This is a genomic window from Mammaliicoccus sciuri (genome assembly GCF_025561425.1).
GTDB classification, from domain to species: Bacteria; Bacillota; Bacilli; order Staphylococcales; family Staphylococcaceae; genus Mammaliicoccus; species Mammaliicoccus sciuri_A.
The window spans coordinates 1,879,926-1,899,920 of the sequence record NZ_CP094824.1 but is presented as its reverse complement, the minus strand read 5'-3'; the positions used below and the strand labels follow the sequence as shown (position 1 = coordinate 1,899,920).

Genomic DNA, 19,995 nt, shown 5'->3' with positions numbered 1-19,995 from the left:
AAAAAAGAAGAAATGACTCAGTGAGAATCATTTCTTCTTTTTATTTTATAATTATGCTTCTTCATTTTCAGCTTCTTCATCTTCTTCAGGTCTATACCAATACTTTGTATAATTTGCTGTTGAATATTGTTCAGCACCTGAGAATTTACGAGTAGCATCTCTAGAGAAATATTCCGCATAGAAAGATGATTTTGTGAAATCTTCATATAATTCGTTTGAATCAAAACCAACTAATATCATATAAGTATCGCCTTTTCGAGGTTTAAGTAATCTAAATGATTCGAACCCTTCGAAATTGTCAAATTGACTGTCGATATCTACATAATGATTTTCGAATCGATGTTGCATTTCATCAGATACAGGAATGTAGCTTGCTGCTATAAATTCATGATTGATAAAAGCACCTTTTGATTCTAATATTTGATATTCTCTTGGTTGTGCAAATACTGTATCACCATTTGTTTCATGAATAAGTACTGTCGTATCTTGTCTCGTATAATGATGAATATCTTCATCTGGATGTTTCTTCATTATACTATGCAGAAAATGATACGTACCTGTTGTTATATAACATTTCATAATGATATACCTCCTATATCTCTTTAATTAGATTATAAACATGTAAGCGCTAAAATCAACCAATTCATGAAATCTTTTGTATAATTTATGAATTTTTGTACACATAGATGTCTTTATAATAGAATATGTTAAAATAGATTGTAATGATTATAATGAGGTGAAATAAATGAGTGTACCGTTTAACGATACAATTTTAAAAGCAGCAAAGGGAGAAAAAACAACTCATACACCAGTTTGGTTTATGAGGCAAGCAGGTAGATCACAGCCTGAATATAGAAAAATTAAAGAAAAGTATTCATTATTTGAAATTACACATCAACCAGAACTTTGTGCATATGTTACAAAATTACCAGTAGATCAATATAATACTGATGCTGCAATTTTATATAAAGATATTATGACACCTTTAACTGGAATTGGTGTAGATGTAGAAATTAAATCTGGAATAGGACCTGTTATACATAACCCTATTAAAGACATTTCTGATATTAATCGATTAGGTCAAATAAATCCTGAAGAAGACGTAAAATATGTCTTAGATACGATTAAACTTTTAACAGAAGAACAACTAAACGTACCATTAATAGGATTTACTGGCGCACCATTCACGCTAGCGAGCTATATGATTGAAGGTGGACCATCTAAAAATTATAATAAGACTAAAGCGTTTATGTATAAACAGCCAGAAGCTTGGTTTAAATTAATGGATACATTAGCTGATATGGCAATTCGCTATACACATGCTCAAATTGAAGCTGGATGTAAGATGATTCAAGTATTCGATTCATGGGTAGGTGCGTTAAATGCTGAAGATTATCATTATTTCATTAGACCATCTATGAATAAAATTTTTGCAGCGATTAAAGAAAAAAACGTACCTGTTACAACATTTGGTGTTGGAGCTAGCCATTTAATAGAAGAATGGAATCAATTACCGGTTGATGTCATCGGGCTAGATTGGCGCTTACAAATCAAAGAAGCTAGGGAAAAAGGTATTACTAAGACGTTGCAAGGAAACTTAGATCCAGCTATTTTACTAGCACCATGGGAAGTTATTGAACAAAGACTCGTTCAAATATTGGATCAAGGTTTAGTAGACCATAATTATATCTTTAATCTTGGACACGGTGTCTTTCCTGAAGTACAACCTGATACATTGAGAAGAGTTGCTCAGTTTGTGCATGATTATTCAGCAAAATATAAATCACAACAAAGATAGGTTATTAAACAGCTTAATTTTATTAAAGGGAGTATAGAAGATGAATAAAAAAGTGGGACTTTTAGTTATGGCATATGGTACACCTTATAAAGAAAGTGACATTGTACCATATTATACACACATTAGACATGGTCGTAAGCCATCTGATGAGCAAATTGAAGACTTAAAAGGACGTTATAAAGCGATTGGTGGTATTTCACCATTAGCAGGTACAACAGAGAAACAAGCAGAAAGTTTACTTGGCGCATTAAATGAAGCATATGAAGATGTTGAATTTAAATTGTACATTGGTTTAAAACATATTCATCCATTTATTGAAGATGCAGTAGAACAAATGCATAATGATGGTATTGAAGAAGCGGTTACGATTGTATTAGCACCACATTATTCTAATTTCTCAGTTGGAAGTTATAATAAACGTGCTCAAGAAGAAGCTGATAAATACGGCATTTCAATGCATCACGTTGAGCAATTTTACAATGAACCAGCATTCATTTCTTACTGGACAAACATGATTGATGAAACATTACAAACGATTCCAGAAGAAAGTCATGATGAAACAGTATTAATCGTTTCTGCGCATAGTTTGCCTGAAAAAATTAAAAAAGCAAATGACCCATATCCTGATCAACTAGAAGAAACTGCTAAAATTTTAAGTGAAGAATCTAACATTAAACATGTATCAGTAGGTTGGCAATCAGAAGGTCAAACTGGAGAACCTTGGTTAGGACCAGATGTTCAAGATTTAACGAGAGATTTATATAATGAACATGGCTATAAACACTTTATATATACACCAGTAGGATTTGTATGTGAACATTTAGAAGTGTTATATGATAACGACTATGAATGTAAAGTTGTTTGTGATGAATTAGGCGTGAAATATCACAGACCACCAATGCCAAATATTGATCCTAAATTTATAGAAGCAATGGTATCAGCAATTAAGAAAAAATTCTAATTCGATATTCGAATAAGAAAGAAGTGTTAAGTATGTCAAAACGAATTGCAATAATAGGGGCAGGGATAACTGGGTTATCTGCTGCCCATTATTTAAGAAGAGATTATCCAGATGCAGAAATTGATGTATATGAACAATCAGACAGAGTAGGCGGCAAAATCAAAACTTATCGTAAAGATGGTTATACAATTGAACTAGGGCCAGAATCTTACTTAGGTAGAAAGACAATTATGACAGAATTGGCTGAAGAAATTGGGATTGCTGATGATTTAGTAACAAATAAAACAGGGCAATCATATATTTACAGTCATAATAAGTTATATCCAATACCAGGCGGTTCGATTATGGGTATACCGACAGAAATTAAACCATTTCTTAAGACACAATTGATTTCGCCAGCAGCTAAATTAAGAGCAGGATTAGATTATTTCTTACCTGTTAAACCGATGCATACAGATATATCAATCGGTCATTTCTTTAGACAAAGATTAGGTGATGAAGTATTAGAAAACTTAATCGAACCTTTAATGGCAGGTATTTATGGTGCAAATATCGATAAATTAAGCTTAAAAACAACATTTCCTCATTTTAAAGAACAAGAAGAAAAAGAAGGCGGCTTAATAAAAGGTATGATAGCTCAAAAAGCTAAAAATAATGCCGATAAAAAAGTAACAGTCAAACCAAAAGGTCAATTTAAGCAATTTAGACATGGCCTTGAATCATTCATTCAAACATTACGTGAGAGTCTTGAAGATAAAGGCGTTCAAATACATTTAAACGCTCCAGTTCAAAATTTAGTAGAAAAAGATAATAAAACAATTTTGACTGTAAATAATGAAGAGCATGAATATGATGGTGTAATCGTTACAATACCACACCAACATTTCGTTAAATGGTTTGAAGGTGACCTTAAATTAGATTACTTTAACTATATGCCTTCAACAAGTGTTGCAACAGTTGTTATGGCATTTGATAAAGACCAAGTCGTGAATGATAAAGATGGAACTGGATTTGTAATCGCAAGAACTAGTGATACAGCCATCACAGCATGTACTTGGACAAACAAAAAATGGCCACATACAACACCAGAAGGAAAAGTCTTATTAAGAGCGTATGTAGGTAAACCAGGCTCAAATATTATTCATCATAAAGACGAAGAACAATTGAAACAAGTTGCTCTAAATGATTTGAATAAAATCATGACGATCAAAGGAGAACCAGAATTCTTTATCGTAATGAAATTACCACACAGCATGCCTCAATATGAAGTCGGTCATATCGATCGTATTCGAGATATACAAGAACATATCGATCAAAATTATCATAATCTAATCATAACAGGCGCTTCATTTGATGCAGTCGGATTACCAGACTGTGTACAAATGGCTAAGAACGCTAGTGACAAGATGATAGAGTATTTGAAGTAGATAGTAGAAAGTAGTTAGTGGATAGTAGTTAGTGTGCGGAAGTGGATGGAAAAGGAACAGAAATTCTAATTTAACATTAGAATTTCTGTTTTTTTGTTGGAGGGGGAGGCTGAATATTGCAAGTCGAGCGTGACAAGCAATGTTGGAGGACTGAATGTTGCAAGTGGAGCGTAACAAGCAATGTTGAGAGGCTGAATGTTGCAAGACTGAGCAAACAAGGTAAATAAGAGGACTGTATTTATCAAGACTGGTGAAACAAGATAAATAACGGCCTTGTATTTATCAAAATTGACGGAATAAGATAAATAGGAGCTCCGTATGTTGCAAGACACCCCAAACAAGCAACATAGAGCGGCTATAAATTGCAAGACTGAGTAAACAAGCAACATAGAGATGTCTATATAACTTAATGCATATTTTATTAAAAATGTGGAATTTTAATTCATCTTTTTCACAATGACTTCGAAAAAACTACTTTATGTTCATTTTTTTCTGTAAAAATCATGAATAAATGACACTTTAGAAGATAAAAAAGAGGGTGTTTTGAATGATTATTTCTCCATTTAGTGACAATTGTCACATAGATGTTAAAAGTTCAAATTTTTTATTAAGAAAAGTAAAAAAATAGCATTGACGTTCTTTATATTTCTATATATACTTAAGTAGTTCTCAATTAGAGGCCCCTTGGTCAAGCGGTTAAGACACCGCCCTTTCACGGCGGTAACACGGGTTCGAATCCCGTAGGGGTCACCATTTTCAATAAAAATTTATTAAAATTTTATTGACATAATATTAATGAATGTGTTATATTAATAAGGTAGCCAAATTACTTATTATTAGCGCGGGATGGAGCAGTTCGGTAGCTCGTCGGGCTCATAACCCGAAGGTCGGTGGTTCAAATCCGCCTCCCGCAATACTTTTTAATGATGGTCCCGTGGTGTAGCGGTTAACATGCCTGCCTGTCACGCAGGAGATCGCGGGTTCGATTCCCGTCGGGACCGCCATTTATATTTTGGCTCAGTAGCTCAGTCGGTAGAGCAAAGGACTGAAAATCCTTGTGTCGGCGGTTCGATTCCGTCCTGAGCCATACTTTTTTAAACAAGTATGGCGATTGTGGCGAAGTGGTTAACGCATCGGATTGTGGTTCCGACATTCGTGGGTTCGATTCCCATCAGTCGCCCCATATATATTATTTACTTAAGCGGGTGTAGTTTAGTGGTAAAACCTCAGCCTTCCAAGCTGATGTTGTCGGTTCGATTCCGATCACCCGCTCCATTATTATTCCACAGTAGCTCAGTGGTAGAGCTATCGGCTGTTAACCGATCGGTCGTAGGTTCGAGTCCTACCTGTGGAGCCATAAGGCCCCTTGGTCAAGCGGTTAAGACACCGCCCTTTCACGGCGGTAACACGGGTTCGAATCCCGTAGGGGTCATATAATCAGAGGTGAAATATCGCTTCTGATTTTTTTGTTTGTGGAGAGTTGTCCGAGTTGGCCGAAGGAGCACGCCTGGAAAGTGTGTAGGCGCCACAAGCGTCTCGAGGGTTCGAATCCCTCACTCTCCGTTTGTACCTTAATATTAGTTATTTTCCAAGACAACTATATTAGATGAAACCCCGTAATTACGGGGTTTCTTTTTATTATGGATAATATTCGTTAATATCTATTTTGAATAATTACGACACTGATACGACACTAGAATATAAAATCATTCTAATTTTTGGAAAAAATTACTGATTTGTGACGTAAATGGTGACGTAAAATAAGCGAGATACATACTCGCTCTAAGGTTAGAAGCGTTCTAAAATTTCTATTATTTTTTCATCTTCTTGTTTTTCAGTTTCTTCTAATAAATGACTGTATATTGAAAGAGTAGTATTAATGGAAGTATGTCCTAATCTCTTACTTATATAATAAATAGATACGCCTTCATGTATTAACATAGAACAGTGTGTATGTCTTATAGAATGTAATGTACGATTACCGATTTTATTTTTTAAACAAAAATTTTTATAAACTTTTGTAACAGACGCATTAGTTATCAGACCTATGCCAGTATGGAATATATAGTTATTAGAATTCATTTCACGTTCTTGTAGAAAATTATTGATAAATGTCATATCCTTATTAGAAATTGGTATAGTTCTAGGTGCAGCATCAGTTTTTGTACCTGGTAAATGTATTTTATTATCTTCTTGTTTTAAATGAGAATATTGGAGTTTTTGAACTTCAGAAAATCTACCGCCTGTAATAATTAAGATGTATAAGAATAGGTGAGATAATTCCTTTCTTTCAGAAACATATTGTTTTAATTCATTTAGTTGTGTAATTGTAATATACTTTTCTTCTTCTAATTTAGCTGATTTAATACCTTTGGGTTTTGCACCAATAGTAGGGTCTCTATAAATTAAACCTTCTAATAATGCATCCTTAATAACTGTACGTAGGTTATAATGTAATTTCTGAACACTATTTGTGGTTCTTCCTTCATTTTTAATTTGAGTTCTTCCGTCTCTTGTAGTATTTAAGTATTTACCTTCACCGTATTCTTTCAATAATTCCCTATATTTTAATTGTGTTAATTTATTGAGAGGTAGGTCTCCAAATTTTTCTTCAAATACTTGAATAGAAGCTAAATATCTATTATATGTTTTGTCAGATACTCGACCTTCAATATTAACTTTTACCCAATCGTGATAATATTTTGTGAAGGGGAGTTGATCGTTTACTTTGTATCCTTTAAATAATAAGTTATATCTTTCATTTCCAGCTTGAATTGCTTCTTTTTTAGTTTTAAATCCACCTTTCCTATATCTTATTCCTTCGTAACCAAAATCGTACTGCCATTTATTATTTCTTTTTATAGTTTTCATTACTACCAACTCCTTTAGTTTTAATTACTGTACGAATTAATACCAACTAAACGGTTAGTTTTAGTTCTGTTTGCTAATAATTCCATTCTTAAATATGCATCTTCATATGATACGTTAAAATATTGTATTACTTGATCTACTGTCCATAGTTTATTATCAACTATTATTCTCTCGGGCATTCTCATGAGGAGGGAGAAGGTTTCAGCTTCTGCTTCCTGTTTTTCGTTGAACATAGGATGCGAACACCTTTGATTTGTATAATGTAGGAACATATGACCAAGTTCATGAGTGAATGATTTCCACATATTTATTTTTGTATCTTTTTTAATACTTATAATATCTTTGTTTCTTTTTTCATATATAAACTTGTAACATCGTTATAATGTATTAATATTCCGTACGCTGTACTTAAATAATCAATGTTTAAATCATATTTATCAAATACTACATTTTCTGTTATGTCGTTTACTATTTCTGCTATTTTCATGATAAACTCCCCTTATTTAAAGAACGTATGTTCGGTTTTGATTTGTAATAAAAGCTGGCCATTTTTAGTGGTCAGCTAAATTATTTACTATTGTGTTATGGTTCTAAGTCGTATACTGCTTTTGTTCCACTGAAATCAGAAAATGGACTGAATTCTAATTCTAGTTTCTTAGGATTCCCCGTAATAGCAAATCCAGTCTTTCCTTGTATACTTCTACCTGGTGATAAACCATCAATTAATTCATCATCTACTGGGTAACTCTCTAATTGCTTTCCATCAGCATAAGCTTTTACATCAGTTCCCACAGGAATATCTTCATCTCCGTTGTTTTTAATTTCCATATCTACAACTAAGACTTTATCAGCTTCTACATCCGCAAATTCATTTCTTTCATCTGTATAGTATGCATCTACTAATTTAAACTGTACGTCTTTGATAGTAACATCGTCACCAACTTTATATCTTTTCTTAGATGTCTCTTTATTTTTCTTTTGTTCTTCTTTGGTACCATTTACTTCTTCATCAACGCTGTTAACGAATACAGCACTACAAGCACCAAACACTATAGCTAAGATCAAGAAAACTCCTAAACAGCCACCACATCCCCAAATCCATTTTTTCTTGTTACTTTTTTTACTTACTTCTTGTTGATTATCCATATTACCTCTCCTTATATATGTAAATTATTTGTTACTATCTTTTATAGTCATTTCTATATACATTTATCTTTAAAAATTTAATTGTTATAATAAAAGGGATATCGGGCGCTCGTGGTCATATTATTGTTCTCATACTCAATGACTATGCATTGCACTTTCTAACTACTTTTACTGAGTTTGTTAGCTTAGCTCAAAGTTGCCATATCTTTAAATTAGACTTAGGTTTTCTTCGAATTCACCCGATGCATACTATATATTACTATACAGTTGGGCAATAAATTACCAGTAAACGACTTGCTTAATGTTGAAATTCCTAGGCTAGAAGTTGGTACTGTTGAACGAGAGAATGTATTTCCTAAAGATGTTAGATTCTTGATAGTTGAACCATTCCCTTCGCTAATTAGTTTATAAGAACCAGCTGGTGCAATTGCTTTGCCTAAAATCTCTGAAACTTTTGTAGCAGTTCCGTTGCTCAATTGTGTTATCGCCACCGTTTTTTATCGGTGGCTTCTTTATGTTTCCATAAAGTTCAGCATATGTGTTTATCCATTATAATTATATTTTTTTATTTAGCACTCTTTTATTAAAAGCAATTATAAACGTTTGTCTATCAATAAAGTGCGATTTAAAAATAGTTTAAAAAATATAAACTAACTAGATTGTTAGTTTATACACTATTCTATTTCTCATCTTTAGCGCGTTTTTCTTTTTCTATATAGAAATCAGCTAAGTCTGATAATTCTTGTAGAATTTGTTTGCGTTTTTCTTTTGGGAGTTCATCCCATCCTTCTTTATCTTCAAACATTAACACTTCAATATCATCTTCAATATTAGTTGGTTCTTTAGTAGTTCTACCGTGTAATTCATCTAATGTAACGTTAAATAGATCAGCTAATTTATATTGTATTGAAATATCTGGTGTTCTTATATTTCTTTCATATCCAGAATAAGTATTTTTAGCGACACCTATTTTTTTAGAAACTTCATCTTGTGTGAGTTTTTTAGATTTACGTAATTGTTTTAGGTTCGAACCTAACAAAGTAATCACCTCTATACATTGAATTATACGCAAAATGAGTACAAAATAAAGATTAATCTTGAAAGTTCTCAAAAAGAGAATATTATTGTTGGTTGTGTACTCACAATGAGTCGTACTCAATTTGAGAACAAGGAGGTGGTGGAAAATGAGTAAACTCAAACAAATAAGATTGCAAAATGAAATGACTCAAAAAGATGTAGCAAACTTACTTAATATACCTAAATCAACATACATTGGATACGAGCAAGGCAGAAGAAAACTACCAGTTCCAATTGCAATTGAGTTAGGTAAAATCTATAACTTAAACTGGTCTATTTTTTTTGATGACTATGTACTCAATACGAGAACTTTTCAGAACACTTGATTTATTCGACCAATACAAATTAATTATATCTATTAAGTTGTGAACATGATAGACCAGTCAGTTCACTAAAAAGGAGAAAGAATATGAAATTTAAAAATAAATTAGAAGATATATTAAAAAATGAAACTATTGAACCTATTGAATGGAGACATTTTAATACGGGAGAATCAGAAGATAAAGATTACATCATTGTAGAGACAACTTTTAAATATAAAATGCCCTCGCCTAAACGAGAGCAAGAGTTACTCGATAAAAGATATCTTAACTAAATTTTGGAAAATTTAATAAATTATCAGAAATAGAATCATTATCTTTTGTACGAATATAAGGATCTCTGTCTAAAGGATGAACTGATTCTACTTCAGCTTCTGAACCGTTAGATTTTGTATAAAAGTATTTAATGCTTTTATCTAGATAATTTACCATATCTTTTACAGATTCGATTGTAGTGTTAGCAATTTTTACATGAGTTATTTTTTCAGTATTACTTCCGAAGCTATCACTTAACCTAATGTGTGTAATTCGATATTTCATATTTTCACCTCCTTTCAATAGGAGATAACTTTATTGTACTTAATTAAACCGAATAAGTAAGACAGAACTTAAAACAAACATGTTGACGTCCTACTAGAGCGTTTAAGAGCGAGAGTGAGCGACGATATGAGGATATGAGCCACGCTTAAATACATTTAATAGTCATTGCCAAGACTAAACGTTGTAATAGGACGTCAACAAAAGAAAAGGAGGAATAAGGATGCCTCAAACAATTCAAGCAACAATTAATATACCACCCGATTATGTACTGATTAAAAAAGTTGAACATGAACAGTTAGTTGAAAGACAAGCCATAGCAATGACTATGAAAGAAGTTTGTGAAGAATTTCAAAGAGATCGAACATGGGTCAAAAAGAATGTTATAGATAAACCATATTTTAGAAGGAAGATTGAAAAGTTCAGTCAATTCCCTGAAGGAAAAAACGGTCAATACAGATTCCATAGAAGAAAGATGCTTAAATTCATTGATGAATATTATGAAGAAATTATAGAAAGGAGTACTGAATAATGAGCAAGTTAAAACTAATTAAAATAACACTCCTAATCATCATCTTGGCGGAGGAGATTAGGAGTGCTAAAGAAAAGAATAACGATATATCAATTAAATCTTGTGATATTGCTAATAAACAAAATGGATTAAATAAGTATAAATATATTTAGTCATTTTGTCCTGAATCCATTTTATCTATTAAACCTGAACGAATAAGGACGTCTGCAATTAAATTTTGTGAGTAAATTCTAGATTCACTTATACAAAAATTTAGACCATTTATGTAATCAACATTACCGTCCTTATCTTTAAATGGTTCTAATCTTTTAGCAATATTTTCGTTGGAATACACTACATCACTTAAATGATTATCAATATTTTGAAGTAAATCCCAAAGCTCTTTTTCAGTCATATTTTCTCACCACACTTTCAATATAAATTAATTTAATTGTGCCAAATCAAAATAATAAATCTATAACAAATTTAGGAGGTCATTTAAATGACAAACACAGTTCAAGTATTTGAAAATTCAAGTTTTGGAAATTTAGAAATCTTAACAATAGAAGGTAAAGAGTGGTTCCCAGCAATTAAAGTAGCTGAAATTTTAGGTTACTCAAATCCTCATGATGCCATTAACAGACATACTAAATCAAAGGGGGTCGTGAAACGCGAGGTCCTTTCAAATGGTGGTATTCAAAACAAAAAGTTTATTGACGAAGGAAATTTATACAGACTTATTACTAAATCAAAGCTTCCACAAGCAGAACAATTTGAAGAATGGGTGTTTGACGATGTTTTACCAGCATTAAGAAAAACTGGTTCATATCAAATTAAACCTTTAACAACATCTGAACAAATTCAATTGATAGCTCAAGGAAATACAGAATTAGATGAAAGAGTAACTGCTATAGAAGAAAGCTATCCAATAATGCATGGACAAGCAAAACATATTCAACAATTAGTTGCTCGTAAAGTAGCAGAGATCGTTAGGAATAAATTCAATGGATATTACAAAGAAACTTCTAAAAAATTGTTTGCAGAAATTTATAGAAGTATAAAGAAAATTTTCCAAGTACCAACTTATAACAGCATTCCAAGAGGACGTTATGAAGAAGCTGTTAAATTCATTGAACAATGGCAACCGTCCTACGACACAGTATATCAACTAGAACTCAATCTTAAAGAAGCATAAAAAATAACTGAACTAGGTGACCAAACCTAGTCCAGTTACACTCAACGACCAAATTGAGATTTTTAGAACACATCATTTATTCGACCAAATGATGATAACTATATATTACACCATGCTTTGTGAACTTTAAAGATGGAACAGTTAACCAAACAATATGACAAAAGAAATATAAAAAAAGAGAGAAGGTTTTAAAAATGGAATCAGTAATTACAAAACAAATAGAGAGAACAGGTATGACACAGCAAAAATTAGCTGACCTAGCATTTACTACAAAAAGTAATATGTCGATGATGAGAAAGGGACAAAGAGCAATATCTTCTGATACTTATAGGTCATTTGCAACAAATAGTAATGATGGAGTATTTGTAACAGATGTATTGAATGAATTTTCAAACGGTCTTTCAACACCAGCACATAGTGACCATGTTTATTATGACCATCCAGGTTTAGTTAAACAGCAACTAATAAAAGAAATGCAAGAAGCTATAGCTGCATTAGAAAATTGTGATTTTTTGAAAAGACCAGAGTTTATGAATAGAGAAGAAAGAGAGATTGTATTGGAAACGATGTCTGAATGTAAAGACGTATTATTTCAAGGTCAAATGTTTCTAAATAAAACTTGCGAACACATTAAGCAAAACCCTAGAGAAGTTGCTAAAGCTCACAAACAGAAATTGAAAATGGAACGAAGAATATAGGAGGTATTAAATGAACATTTTAAAATATCCGTTACTTACTTTAATCATAGTAATTGAATTCTTTATCATAGCAAGTTTTTCAGTAACACCTATTGAACATTCCTTAATGTTTTGGCTAGTAACAATATTGTTTTTTGAAATGTTTGACCATATATTCAATGGTTTAAAAAATGATGAAATTTAAAGGAGGGATCAAAATGTTAGAAGTTGGAGAACGTAGGAGCTCAAATTTTGAATTACAAGGTTTTTGGTTTGAGAAAGAAACTATTTATTACGGTGATTATATTGATATGAAAATCAAATGTAATAGAACTGAGAGAACAGTAGTCTCAGCTTGTTTTACATCTGCAGATGACTATGAAACTCAAAAAGAAAACATAGTAGCAATGCTTAATGATTATTTGTTAGAAAATACGACCGAAAATGAAAGATTATATAACTACTTGACCAGTAGAAATTGGAACCATGATTTATTCGACTGAAAATGATGAAAGGGGAAATTTATATGGAACATTGTACTTATGATCCAGCACATGAAGAAGCAATCCATACATTGGAACTGGAACGCAGACAAGATGAGTATGACAAAGTCAATCCTTGGTGCCATTTGGAATATGAGGAATAAAAAATGCGCCAGAGAGATAGGCGCATGACAAAAGAAATATATCTACATTATAACATTGGAGTATAGTTTATGGGACAAATATCAGAAAGAATTTTACAAGAAGATGTTAGTACAAAAGATATGAGCAGAAAAGAATGGTTGAAGCTTAGGCAAACTGGAATTGGTGGTTCAGACGCAGGAACTATTCTTGGTATTAATAAATGGAAATCGCCAATTCAATTATATTTTGAGAAAACTCAACCAGAACTTAAACAAGAAATTGATAACGAATTATATTGATTGGGGCAATGTTCTTGAAGATGTAGTTGCTAAAGAATTCACTGAAAGAACTGGTAAAAAAGTTAGAAAAGTAAACAAGATGTTTAGACATCCAAAATATAATTTTATGCTAGCAAATATTGATCGAGCAGTAGTTGGAGAAAAAGCTGTATTAGAATGCAAAACAACATCTGAGTATAACAAGGAAGCTTGGAAAGAGGATGAAATACCGGACAGTTATATAGCTCAAGTACAACATTATATGGCGGTAACAGGTTATGAAAAAGGCTATATTGCAGTATTAATTGGTGGTAATAAATTTATTTGGAAAGAAATAGAACGAGATGAGGAGTTAATTAATATCATCATTCAAGAAGAAAAATATTTTTGGGAAAATTATATCTTGGGTGACGATATACCACCAGTAGACGGTAGTGCTGCAACAACAGAATTTATGAAATTTAAATATCAAGATAGTGTTGAAACTCAAGCAGTTTTAGATAAAAACGATGAAATGATAATAAAAGCACTTAATCAAATTAAAGAAGAAGAAAAAGAGTTAAAGGAACAAAAAGCTAAATATGAAAATCAAATAAAAAATAAGTTAGGAGAAAATCAATTTGGTATTTCACAGAATTACCAAGTTTCATGGAAACCTCAAAAACCATCTAGGTTTGATAGAAAGAAATTTAAAGAAGAATATCCTGAGCTTGACGAACAATACACTAGAACAACAGAAAGTAGAGTTATGAGAATAAAAGAAGTTAAAGGCTAGGAGGACAACTATGGTGGAAGAATTTGAAATTAAGAAGAACCAAAGAGTACATTTTGTAAATGCTTTTGGTCATTTATTTAAAGCTACAGTTATTAACATTAATGAATACAGAGAACCAAGTATGCGTGTATCACTTCAAGTAGATGGCATAGAAGATATTGTTTTTACAAGTTTAAAAAATATTAAATTAATGGAGGAAAAATAAAATGGCAACTAACGAATCAATTAAAAATCAAGTAGCAAGTAGAAAGAAAAATGAGGTGCAAAACAAATCACCTAAAACTCAATTGAATGACTTATTAATCAAAATGGGTCCAGAGATACAAAGAGCACTTCCTAAATATATGGATGCTGACAGAATGGCGCGTATCGCTATGACCGCAGTTAGTTCAACACCTAAATTACTTGAATGCGATCAAATGAGTTTTATTGGTGCTCTTATGCAAGCATCACAACTTGGTGTTGAACCAAATACAGGATTAGGACAAGCACATTTAATACCATACGCTGGCAAAGTTCAATTCCAACTTAGTTATAAAGGGTTAATTGATTTAGCAACAAGAAGTGGTCAATACAAGGCTATATATTCACACGAAGTATATCCAAATGACGAGTTTAATTATCAATACGGACTATTTAAAAATCTTGAACATGTACCGTCACAAGAGCCAGAAGGAGAACCAATTGGATATTATGCTGTATATCATCTTAAAAATGGTGGATATGACTTTGTTTATTGGACTAGAGAACGCGTTGATAAACATGCTAAAGAATTTAGTCAAGCAGTCCAAAAAGGATGGACATCACCATGGAAAACAAATTATGACGCAATGGCTAAGAAAACAGTTCTGAAGGAAGTATTAAAGTATGCTCCAAAATCAATTGAAATGAATAAAGCTGTTAATTCTGATAGCACTATTAAAAATGAAATTGATGAAGATATGTCAACTGTCATTGATATTACAGATTATGAAGAGCTAAATGAGCAACAAGAAGAAAGCAAAGAAGATAGTAAATAATAATTAGGCAGGTTTATTCTTGCCTTTATTAAAAGAAAGGAATGACTTAATTTAAATATGGAATGGGAAACGATAAAAACGATTTTAGTTATTCTGATGTGTCTTGCGTCTATAATTTTGAATATACTCTCAACACGTTAAAGAAAGGGAAATTAAAATGGCAACATTTCGAGTTTATAAAGAGTCAGGTAATTTTGTAACTGTTCATAAAGAATTTATACACGACGATACAATCAGTTGGAAAGCTAAAGGAATATTATTGTATTTACTTAGCCGTCCAGATGATTGGCAAGTATATGAAACTGAATTAGTAAAACATACTAGTGATGGGCTGAGTAGTTTAAAAAGTGGCATAAAAGAGCTTGAAGAAATTGGTTATATACGAAGAACGAGGAAACGTGACGATAAGGGGCGTTTAAAAGAATATGAGTATTCAGTTTTTGAACATCCAACCCACATGCGATTATCCAACGTAGGAAAATCCAACGTAGGAAAAACCTACGTAGGAGAATCGAACACTACTAATAATAATAGTACTAATAATGATTTAACTAATAATAACAATACTAAGAATGACAGTAGTAGTAAGCAGTCGCCGTTTGACTTTTACCAAGCTAATGGTTTTGGCGTACTTAAGCCATATATTGCAGATCAAATTAGTGCTTGGATAGATGACTTCAAAGAATACGGAAATGAAATAGTTATCGCAGCTATGAAAGAAGCAGTAAACAATAACGTAATAACTTGGAACTATGTTAACTCAATACTTAAATCATGGCATAACGATGGCATTAAAACATTGGATGATATTTCAGCAAGAAGTAACAAACGAAGTAAGCAAGAAAAGATATCTGATGAAGACAATCCATATCTTAAATATATGAATAATTGAGGTGATTAGATGAATGACTTATTTAATCCTAAATTAGCAAATAAATTAGAACATAAAACACAGCCTAAATTAATTAAAAAAGCTAGATGTGAAAAATGTGGTCGAGAATATGAAGAATATCAATTCAAAAGTGGTTATTCAATTAAGTTAGGTTGTGACTGCGAAATGATTGAACATGGTAAAGAAATGTCAAGAAACTTCAAATACCAACAAAAACAAAAAGAAGTTAATCGAATACTTAAATTTTCAAGTGAAAACGAGGAAACAAAGAGCGCAACATTCGAAGGTTTTATTCCTGAAAATGAAAGCCAAGAGAAAGCAAAGGCACTATGCAAGCGATATGCAGAATCATTCACTCTAGAAAATAAACAATCACTGTTATTACAAGGTTCTTTTGGATTAGGTAAATCACATTTAGCAATGTCGATTTTAAAAGAAGTAAAGGACAAGAACTATTCTGTATTATTCATTAACTTATCAGAATTGATATCAAAGTTTAGGTCTACATTTGATAAAAATAGTGAGTATTCAGAATCAGATTTAGAAAGAGCAATAAGTCAAGTTGATTTAATGGTGTTTGATGATTATGGCATGAACGTTACAGATTACGGTATGTCAAAACTATTTCAAATTGCTGAAAGTAGAGTAGGTAAGCACAACATTATAACAACTAATCTATCAGTCAAAGAACTAACGAAAACAAAAGACCAGCAAAGATTATTTAGTCGGTTAATGTCTAACACCACTGGTATTACATTGGAGGGTGATGATTACCGAATGAAAGGGTTTAGAAGTCTAAAGTAATTAACGGGAGGAAATTAAATGATTCCAATAACAGTTGAAGACATTATGGAACGATTAAATTGTAGTGAGAAAAGGGCAAGATTATTTTTCAAATGGTATGGCGATAATCAAGAAAAAATACAACGAGAGTTAGCCATACAAGAACATAAGCAAAGAACAACACCAGCAATCATAATTAATAAACCAATGGAGGTAGCAACAATATGATCAATTCTGTAACCCTTGTTGGGCGCCTTACAAAAAATCCTGAAATTAGAACTACTCCGAGTGGCGTTGAAGTAGGAAACTTCACTTTAGCAGTCAATCGAACGTTTACTAATCAGCAAGGTGAGCGAGACGCTGACTTCATAAATTGCATTGTATTTAGAAAACAAGCATTAAACGTTAATCGATATTTATCTAAAGGTAAGTTAGCAGGGATAGTTGGACGACTTCAAACGAGAAGTTATGAAAACAAAGAAGGGCAAAAAGTATTTGTCACTGAAGTTGTTTGCGATAACGTTCAATTCCTAGAGCCTAAAGATAGACAAAATGGCTCAAATTCATATCAAAATGGAATGAGTTATCAAAAGGGTAACAACTATATCCCAAATAACCAAAACGTCCAACAGGGGCAAAATAAAGCGAAATATGACCAACAAAATAATCCATTCAACAATGGCAATGATTTAAATGACGATGATTTACCTTTTTAATTTTTAGAACATATCATTTATTCGATACGAGGTGCAAAAATGACAACAAAACCGATTTTCAGGTTATCAGATGCAGTTAAACAAAACTATAAGTTAAAACGTCCGTTAATTGAGCAATTTCAAACGTTTATAGCAAGTATTAAGCAATCTGGACATTATATAAACGATACAGATGCTTTGCAGTGGTTTTTAAGAAAAAACGATGTATATGGCTTTATCTTATACATCGGAATGACCACAGAAAATGAAATCAGAGTAACGATGTCAGTTGAAAAGCAAAGATTGATATCAAACAGAAAGAGTTTAAATAAACTAAATGACCAAACGGAGAGTGTGAAAGGTGAATAAAAAATATGATTATGAAAAAAGAGACATTGAAATAGCTGAATCTAATGGTATTAGTATGGATGCTTTTTATCAACGTTTACGCTATGGCTGGTCTGCAAGTAAAGCTAGATCATATCCTGTAAGAAATCATAATAGAAATAAAAATGTAATTGCAGCAGAAGAATATAAATCAAAAAAGCCGAAGAAAGATTATTCGAAGCCTAAGCCATGGCTAAAGAAGTACCCTCAGAAAACAGAGTTTGGCGATTATGCTAAACAGTTATTCAATGACTGTTGTGGGAGTTGGTAAATATGATCACAAAAATTTATGACGATAAAAGTTGTTTTGAGGTAGGTAAGGACCAGGTAGGAGAAATCACAGAATGGCGTGTAAATAAGGACGCAGTTGATATTTACCGCATAGCTGATAACAAAGGAAATCTCATTATACATCATGGATTCACTCATAAAGATTATGTAGTTGAACATGATGACGAACCGGTCGCAGGCGGTCAAATCGATATTTGGAGTATGTTGGAATGAAAAAATTTAAATACTGCAATGACGAGCAAATGGATCAAATAGTTAAAGGTTATAAAAACGGTGGGAACAATAACAACATCTATGTCCGTCTATTTGATACGGGACAGGTAGAAACCATTGAAGTGTTTAGAGATGATATCGGCTTTGTAGTGTTTAATTCGAAAGAAGAAATGCACGAGTATTTTAAAAGTACTGGAAAGCCATATGTTCAAGATTTAATCGAAGGGGAACAATTGAATTTATTTTAGGAGGACTAAAACATGCCAACAATAAAAATGAAAAAGCGAATGAATAAAAAAGAATATGCACAATTTTTAATAGATAATGCAGAGGTTATTGAAATTACTGCAGGTTATAGAAGCGAAGAAAAATATGATCAAAATATAAAATTAGAACCACTAAACAACAAAACGATACCAATTAGTAAAGATATTCTTGAAGTCGAGATTGAAGAAGAAATCACAGAGGACACAGTTTTACCAAAGATACTTGAAATCGCGAACGATGGGTGTTCAGGTTATGCAACACTACATGAGCGCACAGCAATTAACGAAGTGGTTCGTAAATCTTCAATCGCTTTCTATTTCCTTAATGAAGATCTCTCATTAACTCTTATCTGGACTAAAGAGAAAGGGTTGGTGGAGTAGATGAATAACGAAGTATTTAACATGATGAGGCACTTTAGAGGTAGTTTTATAAATTACAAGGGCGAACTTATATTAGACCTAAATTCTAACAGTTATTTTATAGTGAAAGATTGTAAAACCAAATTAGATTTAGTTGTGAAGTTTGTTCATTACATTAGTCGTGATTGCATAAAAGGTACTTCAGCAAAAACGCAGAAGAAATTACAAAATGGTTTTTGCGAATATATAAATAAAAACAATTCTGTAAGTGAATTTGAAAACATGTATCAAGTGTACGGTAATGGATTGAGTGAAGATACTGTATGCGAATATGCGAGAAAGCTGGTGGAGTAGATGGAAGGTAGTAAGGACCAAGTAGAGTTACTGATGATGTATGAAGAAATTAAAAAAGAACGTGATCAATACAAAACAGCACACAACAAATTAACAGCTGGATTAAAAGGAGCAGTCGCAGAAAGTATTAAATATAAGCGTGAACGTGACTCGCTTATCAAAGATGTGGAGAAGTTGAGGGAAGAAAAGGCAGCAATAGAAATACATCTTGATGCGATTAAAACATACAAACCAATGTATGAAAGGTTGAGTGAGAAATATAAGAGACTTACGCATTTCATCAGACTCAAAGAAGAAAACAACCCTAGCGAGTGGAGATATAAAAGTTTAGTCGGATATATAAATGATATGGAGCGTGAGAAGTAATGACTGTAACAATATTATCAACACTATTATTATTGCATGTATTTTTCGCGAATTTGTTATTACATCAAAAAAATAAAGAGATACGCTTACTCAAGAATTTGTTAAAGGAGCGTGATTAGATGTATGAACAAGTTCATATAACAATTACTTTTTTAATTGCGCTTCTTTTA

General features: G+C 32.2%; 33 protein-coding genes and 9 tRNA genes. 34 read left to right on the top strand and 8 right to left on the bottom strand.

Features of this window, described 5'->3' with window-relative positions; genetic code table 11:
• Positions 1 to 51 precede the first annotated feature (51 nt).
• The gene (locus tag MUA60_RS09940) at positions 52 to 579 is read right to left on the bottom strand and encodes an antibiotic biosynthesis monooxygenase family protein (RefSeq protein ID WP_262648111.1); all 528 of its coding nucleotides are present in this window, start codon (positions 577 to 579) and stop codon (positions 52 to 54) included.
• 166 nt (positions 580 to 745) lie between these two features.
• Here MUA60_RS09940 and hemE point away from each other — a divergent pair, with 166 nt between their 5' ends.
• The 12 genes from hemE to MUA60_RS09880 all read left to right on the top strand — a co-directional run bounded on the left by hemE (position 746) and on the right by MUA60_RS09880 (position 5,749).
• Positions 746 to 1,798 (top strand): uroporphyrinogen decarboxylase, encoded by a 1,053-nt coding sequence (gene hemE / locus MUA60_RS09935; RefSeq protein ID WP_262648110.1) that lies wholly within the window; start codon positions 746 to 748, stop codon positions 1,796 to 1,798.
• A gap of 40 nt (positions 1,799 to 1,838) precedes the next feature.
• The gene (hemH, locus tag MUA60_RS09930) at positions 1,839 to 2,759 is read left to right on the top strand and encodes a ferrochelatase (protein ID WP_025904824.1); all 921 of its coding nucleotides are present in this window, start codon (positions 1,839 to 1,841) and stop codon (positions 2,757 to 2,759) included.
• Between the two features lie 32 nt (positions 2,760 to 2,791).
• Entirely contained in the window at positions 2,792 to 4,186 is a 1,395-nt protein-coding gene (gene hemY, locus MUA60_RS09925) for a protoporphyrinogen oxidase (RefSeq protein ID WP_262648109.1), read from the top strand.
• A 678-nt stretch (positions 4,187 to 4,864) separates the two neighbouring features.
• A tRNA-Glu gene (locus tag MUA60_RS09920) sits at positions 4,865 to 4,939 on the top strand.
• 87 nt (positions 4,940 to 5,026) lie between these two features.
• Positions 5,027 to 5,100: transfer RNA gene (locus tag MUA60_RS09915), tRNA-Met, on the top strand.
• 14 nt (positions 5,101 to 5,114) lie between these two features.
• A tRNA-Asp gene (locus tag MUA60_RS09910) sits at positions 5,115 to 5,190 on the top strand.
• Between the two features lie 10 nt (positions 5,191 to 5,200).
• Positions 5,201 to 5,273, top strand: a tRNA-Phe gene (locus tag MUA60_RS09905).
• A 20-nt stretch (positions 5,274 to 5,293) separates the two neighbouring features.
• Positions 5,294 to 5,369, top strand: a tRNA-His gene (locus tag MUA60_RS09900).
• Positions 5,370 to 5,387: 18 nt separating this feature from the next.
• Positions 5,388 to 5,461 (top strand) — tRNA-Gly (locus tag MUA60_RS09895).
• A 7-nt stretch (positions 5,462 to 5,468) separates the two neighbouring features.
• Positions 5,469 to 5,543 (top strand) — tRNA-Asn (locus MUA60_RS09890).
• A 3-nt stretch (positions 5,544 to 5,546) separates the two neighbouring features.
• Positions 5,547 to 5,618, top strand: a tRNA-Glu gene (locus tag MUA60_RS09885).
• 42 nt (positions 5,619 to 5,660) lie between these two features.
• A tRNA-Ser gene (locus MUA60_RS09880) sits at positions 5,661 to 5,749 on the top strand.
• 225 nt (positions 5,750 to 5,974) lie between these two features.
• On the opposite strand, the gene MUA60_RS09875 is transcribed toward MUA60_RS09880, so the two are convergent.
• The 5 genes from MUA60_RS09875 to MUA60_RS09855 all read right to left on the bottom strand — a co-directional run bounded on the left by MUA60_RS09875 (position 5,975) and on the right by MUA60_RS09855 (position 9,242).
• Positions 5,975 to 7,057 carry a tyrosine-type recombinase/integrase gene (locus MUA60_RS09875; protein ID WP_262648108.1) on the bottom strand — a complete coding sequence of 361 codons (1,083 nt, stop codon included), beginning with the start codon at positions 7,055 to 7,057 and terminating at the stop codon, positions 5,975 to 5,977.
• 20 nt (positions 7,058 to 7,077) lie between these two features.
• Positions 7,078 to 7,362, bottom strand: a complete 285-nt coding sequence (locus tag MUA60_RS09870) for an ImmA/IrrE family metallo-endopeptidase (protein WP_394812721.1) — start codon at positions 7,360 to 7,362, stop codon at positions 7,078 to 7,080.
• A 26-nt stretch (positions 7,363 to 7,388) separates the two neighbouring features.
• Positions 7,389 to 7,544, bottom strand: a complete 156-nt coding sequence (locus tag MUA60_RS09865) for a hypothetical protein (RefSeq protein WP_262648107.1) — start codon at positions 7,542 to 7,544, stop codon at positions 7,389 to 7,391.
• 95 nt (positions 7,545 to 7,639) lie between these two features.
• Positions 7,640 to 8,203: a DUF4352 domain-containing protein gene (locus MUA60_RS09860; protein WP_262648106.1), complete on the bottom strand. Its 564-nt coding sequence runs from the start codon at positions 8,201 to 8,203 to the stop codon at positions 7,640 to 7,642.
• A 679-nt stretch (positions 8,204 to 8,882) separates the two neighbouring features.
• Entirely contained in the window at positions 8,883 to 9,242 is a 360-nt protein-coding gene (locus MUA60_RS09855) for a helix-turn-helix domain-containing protein (RefSeq protein WP_262648105.1), read from the bottom strand.
• 145 nt (positions 9,243 to 9,387) lie between these two features.
• On the opposite strand from MUA60_RS09855, the gene MUA60_RS09850 reads away from it, so the two are divergent.
• Together MUA60_RS09850 and MUA60_RS09845 are read left to right on the top strand one after the other, a co-directional pair.
• Complete coding sequence (locus MUA60_RS09850) at positions 9,388 to 9,606, top strand: helix-turn-helix transcriptional regulator (protein ID WP_262648104.1); 219 nt, start codon at positions 9,388 to 9,390, stop codon at positions 9,604 to 9,606.
• 83 nt (positions 9,607 to 9,689) lie between these two features.
• Entirely contained in the window at positions 9,690 to 9,875 is a 186-nt protein-coding gene (locus tag MUA60_RS09845; protein WP_262648103.1) for a hypothetical protein, read from the top strand.
• Here the strand turns inward: MUA60_RS09845 and MUA60_RS09840 are convergent.
• Positions 9,868 to 10,140, bottom strand: a complete 273-nt coding sequence (locus MUA60_RS09840; RefSeq protein ID WP_262648102.1) for a DUF3892 domain-containing protein — start codon at positions 10,138 to 10,140, stop codon at positions 9,868 to 9,870. The two genes, MUA60_RS09845 and MUA60_RS09840, sit on opposite strands and share 8 nt — an antisense overlap.
• Positions 10,141 to 10,360: 220 nt before the next feature.
• Here MUA60_RS09840 and MUA60_RS09835 point away from each other — a divergent pair, with 220 nt between their 5' ends.
• Positions 10,361 to 10,669 (top strand): DUF771 domain-containing protein, encoded by a 309-nt coding sequence (locus MUA60_RS09835; RefSeq protein WP_262648101.1) that lies wholly within the window; start codon positions 10,361 to 10,363, stop codon positions 10,667 to 10,669.
• Positions 10,670 to 10,817: 148 nt separating this feature from the next.
• On the opposite strand, the gene MUA60_RS09830 is transcribed toward MUA60_RS09835, so the two are convergent.
• On the bottom strand, positions 10,818 to 11,063 hold the full coding sequence (locus tag MUA60_RS09830; RefSeq protein ID WP_262648100.1) for a hypothetical protein: 246 nt from the start codon (positions 11,061 to 11,063) through the stop codon (positions 10,818 to 10,820).
• An 87-nt stretch (positions 11,064 to 11,150) separates the two neighbouring features.
• Between MUA60_RS09830 and MUA60_RS09825 the strand changes: the two genes are divergently transcribed.
• From MUA60_RS09825 to MUA60_RS09740, 19 genes are all read left to right on the top strand, one after another.
• The gene (locus MUA60_RS09825) at positions 11,151 to 11,843 is read left to right on the top strand and encodes a BRO family protein (protein ID WP_262648099.1); all 693 of its coding nucleotides are present in this window, start codon (positions 11,151 to 11,153) and stop codon (positions 11,841 to 11,843) included.
• A gap of 194 nt (positions 11,844 to 12,037) precedes the next feature.
• Positions 12,038 to 12,541 carry a hypothetical protein gene (locus MUA60_RS09820; protein ID WP_262648098.1) on the top strand — a complete coding sequence of 168 codons (504 nt, stop codon included), beginning with the start codon at positions 12,038 to 12,040 and terminating at the stop codon, positions 12,539 to 12,541.
• Positions 12,542 to 12,551: 10 nt separating this feature from the next.
• The gene (locus tag MUA60_RS09815; RefSeq protein WP_262648097.1) at positions 12,552 to 12,725 is read left to right on the top strand and encodes a hypothetical protein; all 174 of its coding nucleotides are present in this window, start codon (positions 12,552 to 12,554) and stop codon (positions 12,723 to 12,725) included.
• 13 nt (positions 12,726 to 12,738) lie between these two features.
• On the top strand, positions 12,739 to 13,023 hold the full coding sequence (locus tag MUA60_RS09810; RefSeq protein ID WP_262648096.1) for a hypothetical protein: 285 nt from the start codon (positions 12,739 to 12,741) through the stop codon (positions 13,021 to 13,023).
• A gap of 212 nt (positions 13,024 to 13,235) precedes the next feature.
• Positions 13,236 to 13,445 carry a YqaJ viral recombinase family protein gene (locus MUA60_RS15460; protein WP_316964756.1) on the top strand — a complete coding sequence of 70 codons (210 nt, stop codon included), beginning with the start codon at positions 13,236 to 13,238 and terminating at the stop codon, positions 13,443 to 13,445.
• Entirely contained in the window at positions 13,426 to 14,199 is a 774-nt protein-coding gene (locus tag MUA60_RS09805) for a YqaJ viral recombinase family nuclease (protein WP_316964755.1), read from the top strand. The genes MUA60_RS15460 and MUA60_RS09805 overlap by 20 nt, the downstream gene beginning before the upstream one ends.
• A 10-nt stretch (positions 14,200 to 14,209) precedes the next feature.
• Positions 14,210 to 14,404, top strand: a complete 195-nt coding sequence (locus MUA60_RS09800) for a hypothetical protein (protein ID WP_070373197.1) — start codon at positions 14,210 to 14,212, stop codon at positions 14,402 to 14,404.
• Position 14,405: 1 nt separating this feature from the next.
• A complete protein-coding gene (locus MUA60_RS09795; protein ID WP_262648095.1) occupies positions 14,406 to 15,218 on the top strand; it encodes a recombinase RecT in 813 nt (270 codons plus the stop codon).
• Between the two features lie 157 nt (positions 15,219 to 15,375).
• On the top strand, positions 15,376 to 16,110 hold the full coding sequence (locus tag MUA60_RS09790) for a DnaD domain protein (RefSeq protein WP_262648094.1): 735 nt from the start codon (positions 15,376 to 15,378) through the stop codon (positions 16,108 to 16,110).
• Positions 16,111 to 16,119: 9 nt separating this feature from the next.
• Complete coding sequence (locus tag MUA60_RS09785; RefSeq protein WP_262648093.1) at positions 16,120 to 16,914, top strand: ATP-binding protein; 795 nt, start codon at positions 16,120 to 16,122, stop codon at positions 16,912 to 16,914.
• A gap of 18 nt (positions 16,915 to 16,932) precedes the next feature.
• On the top strand, positions 16,933 to 17,121 hold the full coding sequence (locus MUA60_RS09780; protein WP_262648092.1) for a hypothetical protein: 189 nt from the start codon (positions 16,933 to 16,935) through the stop codon (positions 17,119 to 17,121).
• Complete coding sequence (locus MUA60_RS09775; RefSeq protein WP_262648091.1) at positions 17,118 to 17,609, top strand: single-stranded DNA-binding protein; 492 nt, start codon at positions 17,118 to 17,120, stop codon at positions 17,607 to 17,609. Before MUA60_RS09780 ends, MUA60_RS09775 begins: the two co-directional genes overlap by 4 nt.
• Before the next feature lie 39 nt (positions 17,610 to 17,648).
• On the top strand, positions 17,649 to 17,957 hold the full coding sequence (locus tag MUA60_RS09770) for a hypothetical protein (RefSeq protein ID WP_262648090.1): 309 nt from the start codon (positions 17,649 to 17,651) through the stop codon (positions 17,955 to 17,957).
• On the top strand, positions 17,950 to 18,246 hold the full coding sequence (locus MUA60_RS09765; protein WP_119650123.1) for a hypothetical protein: 297 nt from the start codon (positions 17,950 to 17,952) through the stop codon (positions 18,244 to 18,246). Before MUA60_RS09770 ends, MUA60_RS09765 begins: the two co-directional genes overlap by 8 nt.
• 2 nt (positions 18,247 to 18,248) lie before the next feature.
• Positions 18,249 to 18,479 carry a hypothetical protein gene (locus tag MUA60_RS09760; protein ID WP_262648089.1) on the top strand — a complete coding sequence of 77 codons (231 nt, stop codon included), beginning with the start codon at positions 18,249 to 18,251 and terminating at the stop codon, positions 18,477 to 18,479.
• Positions 18,476 to 18,727 (top strand): hypothetical protein, encoded by a 252-nt coding sequence (locus MUA60_RS09755; protein WP_262648088.1) that lies wholly within the window; start codon positions 18,476 to 18,478, stop codon positions 18,725 to 18,727. The genes MUA60_RS09760 and MUA60_RS09755 overlap by 4 nt, the downstream gene beginning before the upstream one ends.
• A 12-nt stretch (positions 18,728 to 18,739) precedes the next feature.
• Entirely contained in the window at positions 18,740 to 19,126 is a 387-nt protein-coding gene (locus tag MUA60_RS09750; protein WP_262648087.1) for a hypothetical protein, read from the top strand.
• Positions 19,127 to 19,459: a hypothetical protein gene (locus MUA60_RS09745; RefSeq protein ID WP_262648086.1), complete on the top strand. Its 333-nt coding sequence runs from the start codon at positions 19,127 to 19,129 to the stop codon at positions 19,457 to 19,459.
• Complete coding sequence (locus MUA60_RS09740; protein WP_262648085.1) at positions 19,460 to 19,825, top strand: hypothetical protein; 366 nt, start codon at positions 19,460 to 19,462, stop codon at positions 19,823 to 19,825.
• Positions 19,826 to 19,995 lie beyond the last annotated feature (170 nt).

Bases quoted from the DNA above. Each gene is read 5' to 3' on its own strand.
- hemH (WP_025904824.1), top strand. From the start codon at position 1,839: ATGAATAAAAAAGTGGGACTTTTAGTTATGGCATATGGTACACCTTAT.
- MUA60_RS09800 (WP_070373197.1), top strand. From the start codon at position 14,210: ATGGTGGAAGAATTTGAAATTAAGAAGAACCAAAGAGTACATTTTGTA.
- MUA60_RS09775 (WP_262648091.1), top strand. From the start codon at position 17,118: ATGATCAATTCTGTAACCCTTGTTGGGCGCCTTACAAAAAATCCTGAA.
- MUA60_RS09860 (WP_262648106.1), bottom strand. From the start codon at position 8,203: ATGGATAATCAACAAGAAGTAAGTAAAAAAAGTAACAAGAAAAAATGG.
- MUA60_RS09830 (WP_262648100.1), bottom strand. From the start codon at position 11,063: ATGACTGAAAAAGAGCTTTGGGATTTACTTCAAAATATTGATAATCAT.
- MUA60_RS09740 (WP_262648085.1), top strand. From the start codon at position 19,460: ATGGAAGGTAGTAAGGACCAAGTAGAGTTACTGATGATGTATGAAGAA.
- MUA60_RS09820 (WP_262648098.1), top strand. From the start codon at position 12,038: ATGGAATCAGTAATTACAAAACAAATAGAGAGAACAGGTATGACACAG.
- MUA60_RS09870 (WP_394812721.1), bottom strand. From the start codon at position 7,362: ATGTGGAAATCATTCACTCATGAACTTGGTCATATGTTCCTACATTAT.
- MUA60_RS09750 (WP_262648087.1), top strand. From the start codon at position 18,740: ATGCCAACAATAAAAATGAAAAAGCGAATGAATAAAAAAGAATATGCA.
- MUA60_RS09940 (WP_262648111.1), bottom strand. From the start codon at position 579: ATGAAATGTTATATAACAACAGGTACGTATCATTTTCTGCATAGTATA.
- MUA60_RS09790 (WP_262648094.1), top strand. From the start codon at position 15,376: ATGGCAACATTTCGAGTTTATAAAGAGTCAGGTAATTTTGTAACTGTT.
- hemY (WP_262648109.1), top strand. From the start codon at position 2,792: ATGTCAAAACGAATTGCAATAATAGGGGCAGGGATAACTGGGTTATCT.
- MUA60_RS09850 (WP_262648104.1), top strand. From the start codon at position 9,388: ATGAGTAAACTCAAACAAATAAGATTGCAAAATGAAATGACTCAAAAA.
- MUA60_RS09795 (WP_262648095.1), top strand. From the start codon at position 14,406: ATGGCAACTAACGAATCAATTAAAAATCAAGTAGCAAGTAGAAAGAAA.
- MUA60_RS09815 (WP_262648097.1), top strand. From the start codon at position 12,552: ATGAACATTTTAAAATATCCGTTACTTACTTTAATCATAGTAATTGAA.
- MUA60_RS09755 (WP_262648088.1), top strand. From the start codon at position 18,476: ATGAAAAAATTTAAATACTGCAATGACGAGCAAATGGATCAAATAGTT.
- MUA60_RS09835 (WP_262648101.1), top strand. From the start codon at position 10,361: ATGCCTCAAACAATTCAAGCAACAATTAATATACCACCCGATTATGTA.
- MUA60_RS09780 (WP_262648092.1), top strand. From the start codon at position 16,933: ATGATTCCAATAACAGTTGAAGACATTATGGAACGATTAAATTGTAGT.
- MUA60_RS09810 (WP_262648096.1), top strand. From the start codon at position 12,739: ATGTTAGAAGTTGGAGAACGTAGGAGCTCAAATTTTGAATTACAAGGT.
- hemE (WP_262648110.1), top strand. From the start codon at position 746: ATGAGTGTACCGTTTAACGATACAATTTTAAAAGCAGCAAAGGGAGAA.
- MUA60_RS09875 (WP_262648108.1), bottom strand. From the start codon at position 7,057: ATGAAAACTATAAAAAGAAATAATAAATGGCAGTACGATTTTGGTTAC.
- MUA60_RS09825 (WP_262648099.1), top strand. From the start codon at position 11,151: ATGACAAACACAGTTCAAGTATTTGAAAATTCAAGTTTTGGAAATTTA.
- MUA60_RS09840 (WP_262648102.1), bottom strand. From the start codon at position 10,140: ATGAAATATCGAATTACACACATTAGGTTAAGTGATAGCTTCGGAAGT.
- MUA60_RS09760 (WP_262648089.1), top strand. From the start codon at position 18,249: ATGATCACAAAAATTTATGACGATAAAAGTTGTTTTGAGGTAGGTAAG.
- MUA60_RS09845 (WP_262648103.1), top strand. From the start codon at position 9,690: ATGAAATTTAAAAATAAATTAGAAGATATATTAAAAAATGAAACTATT.
- MUA60_RS09745 (WP_262648086.1), top strand. From the start codon at position 19,127: ATGAATAACGAAGTATTTAACATGATGAGGCACTTTAGAGGTAGTTTT.
- MUA60_RS09770 (WP_262648090.1), top strand. From the start codon at position 17,649: ATGACAACAAAACCGATTTTCAGGTTATCAGATGCAGTTAAACAAAAC.
- MUA60_RS15460 (WP_316964756.1), top strand. From the start codon at position 13,236: ATGGGACAAATATCAGAAAGAATTTTACAAGAAGATGTTAGTACAAAA.
- MUA60_RS09865 (WP_262648107.1), bottom strand. From the start codon at position 7,544: ATGAAAATAGCAGAAATAGTAAACGACATAACAGAAAATGTAGTATTT.
- MUA60_RS09785 (WP_262648093.1), top strand. From the start codon at position 16,120: ATGAATGACTTATTTAATCCTAAATTAGCAAATAAATTAGAACATAAA.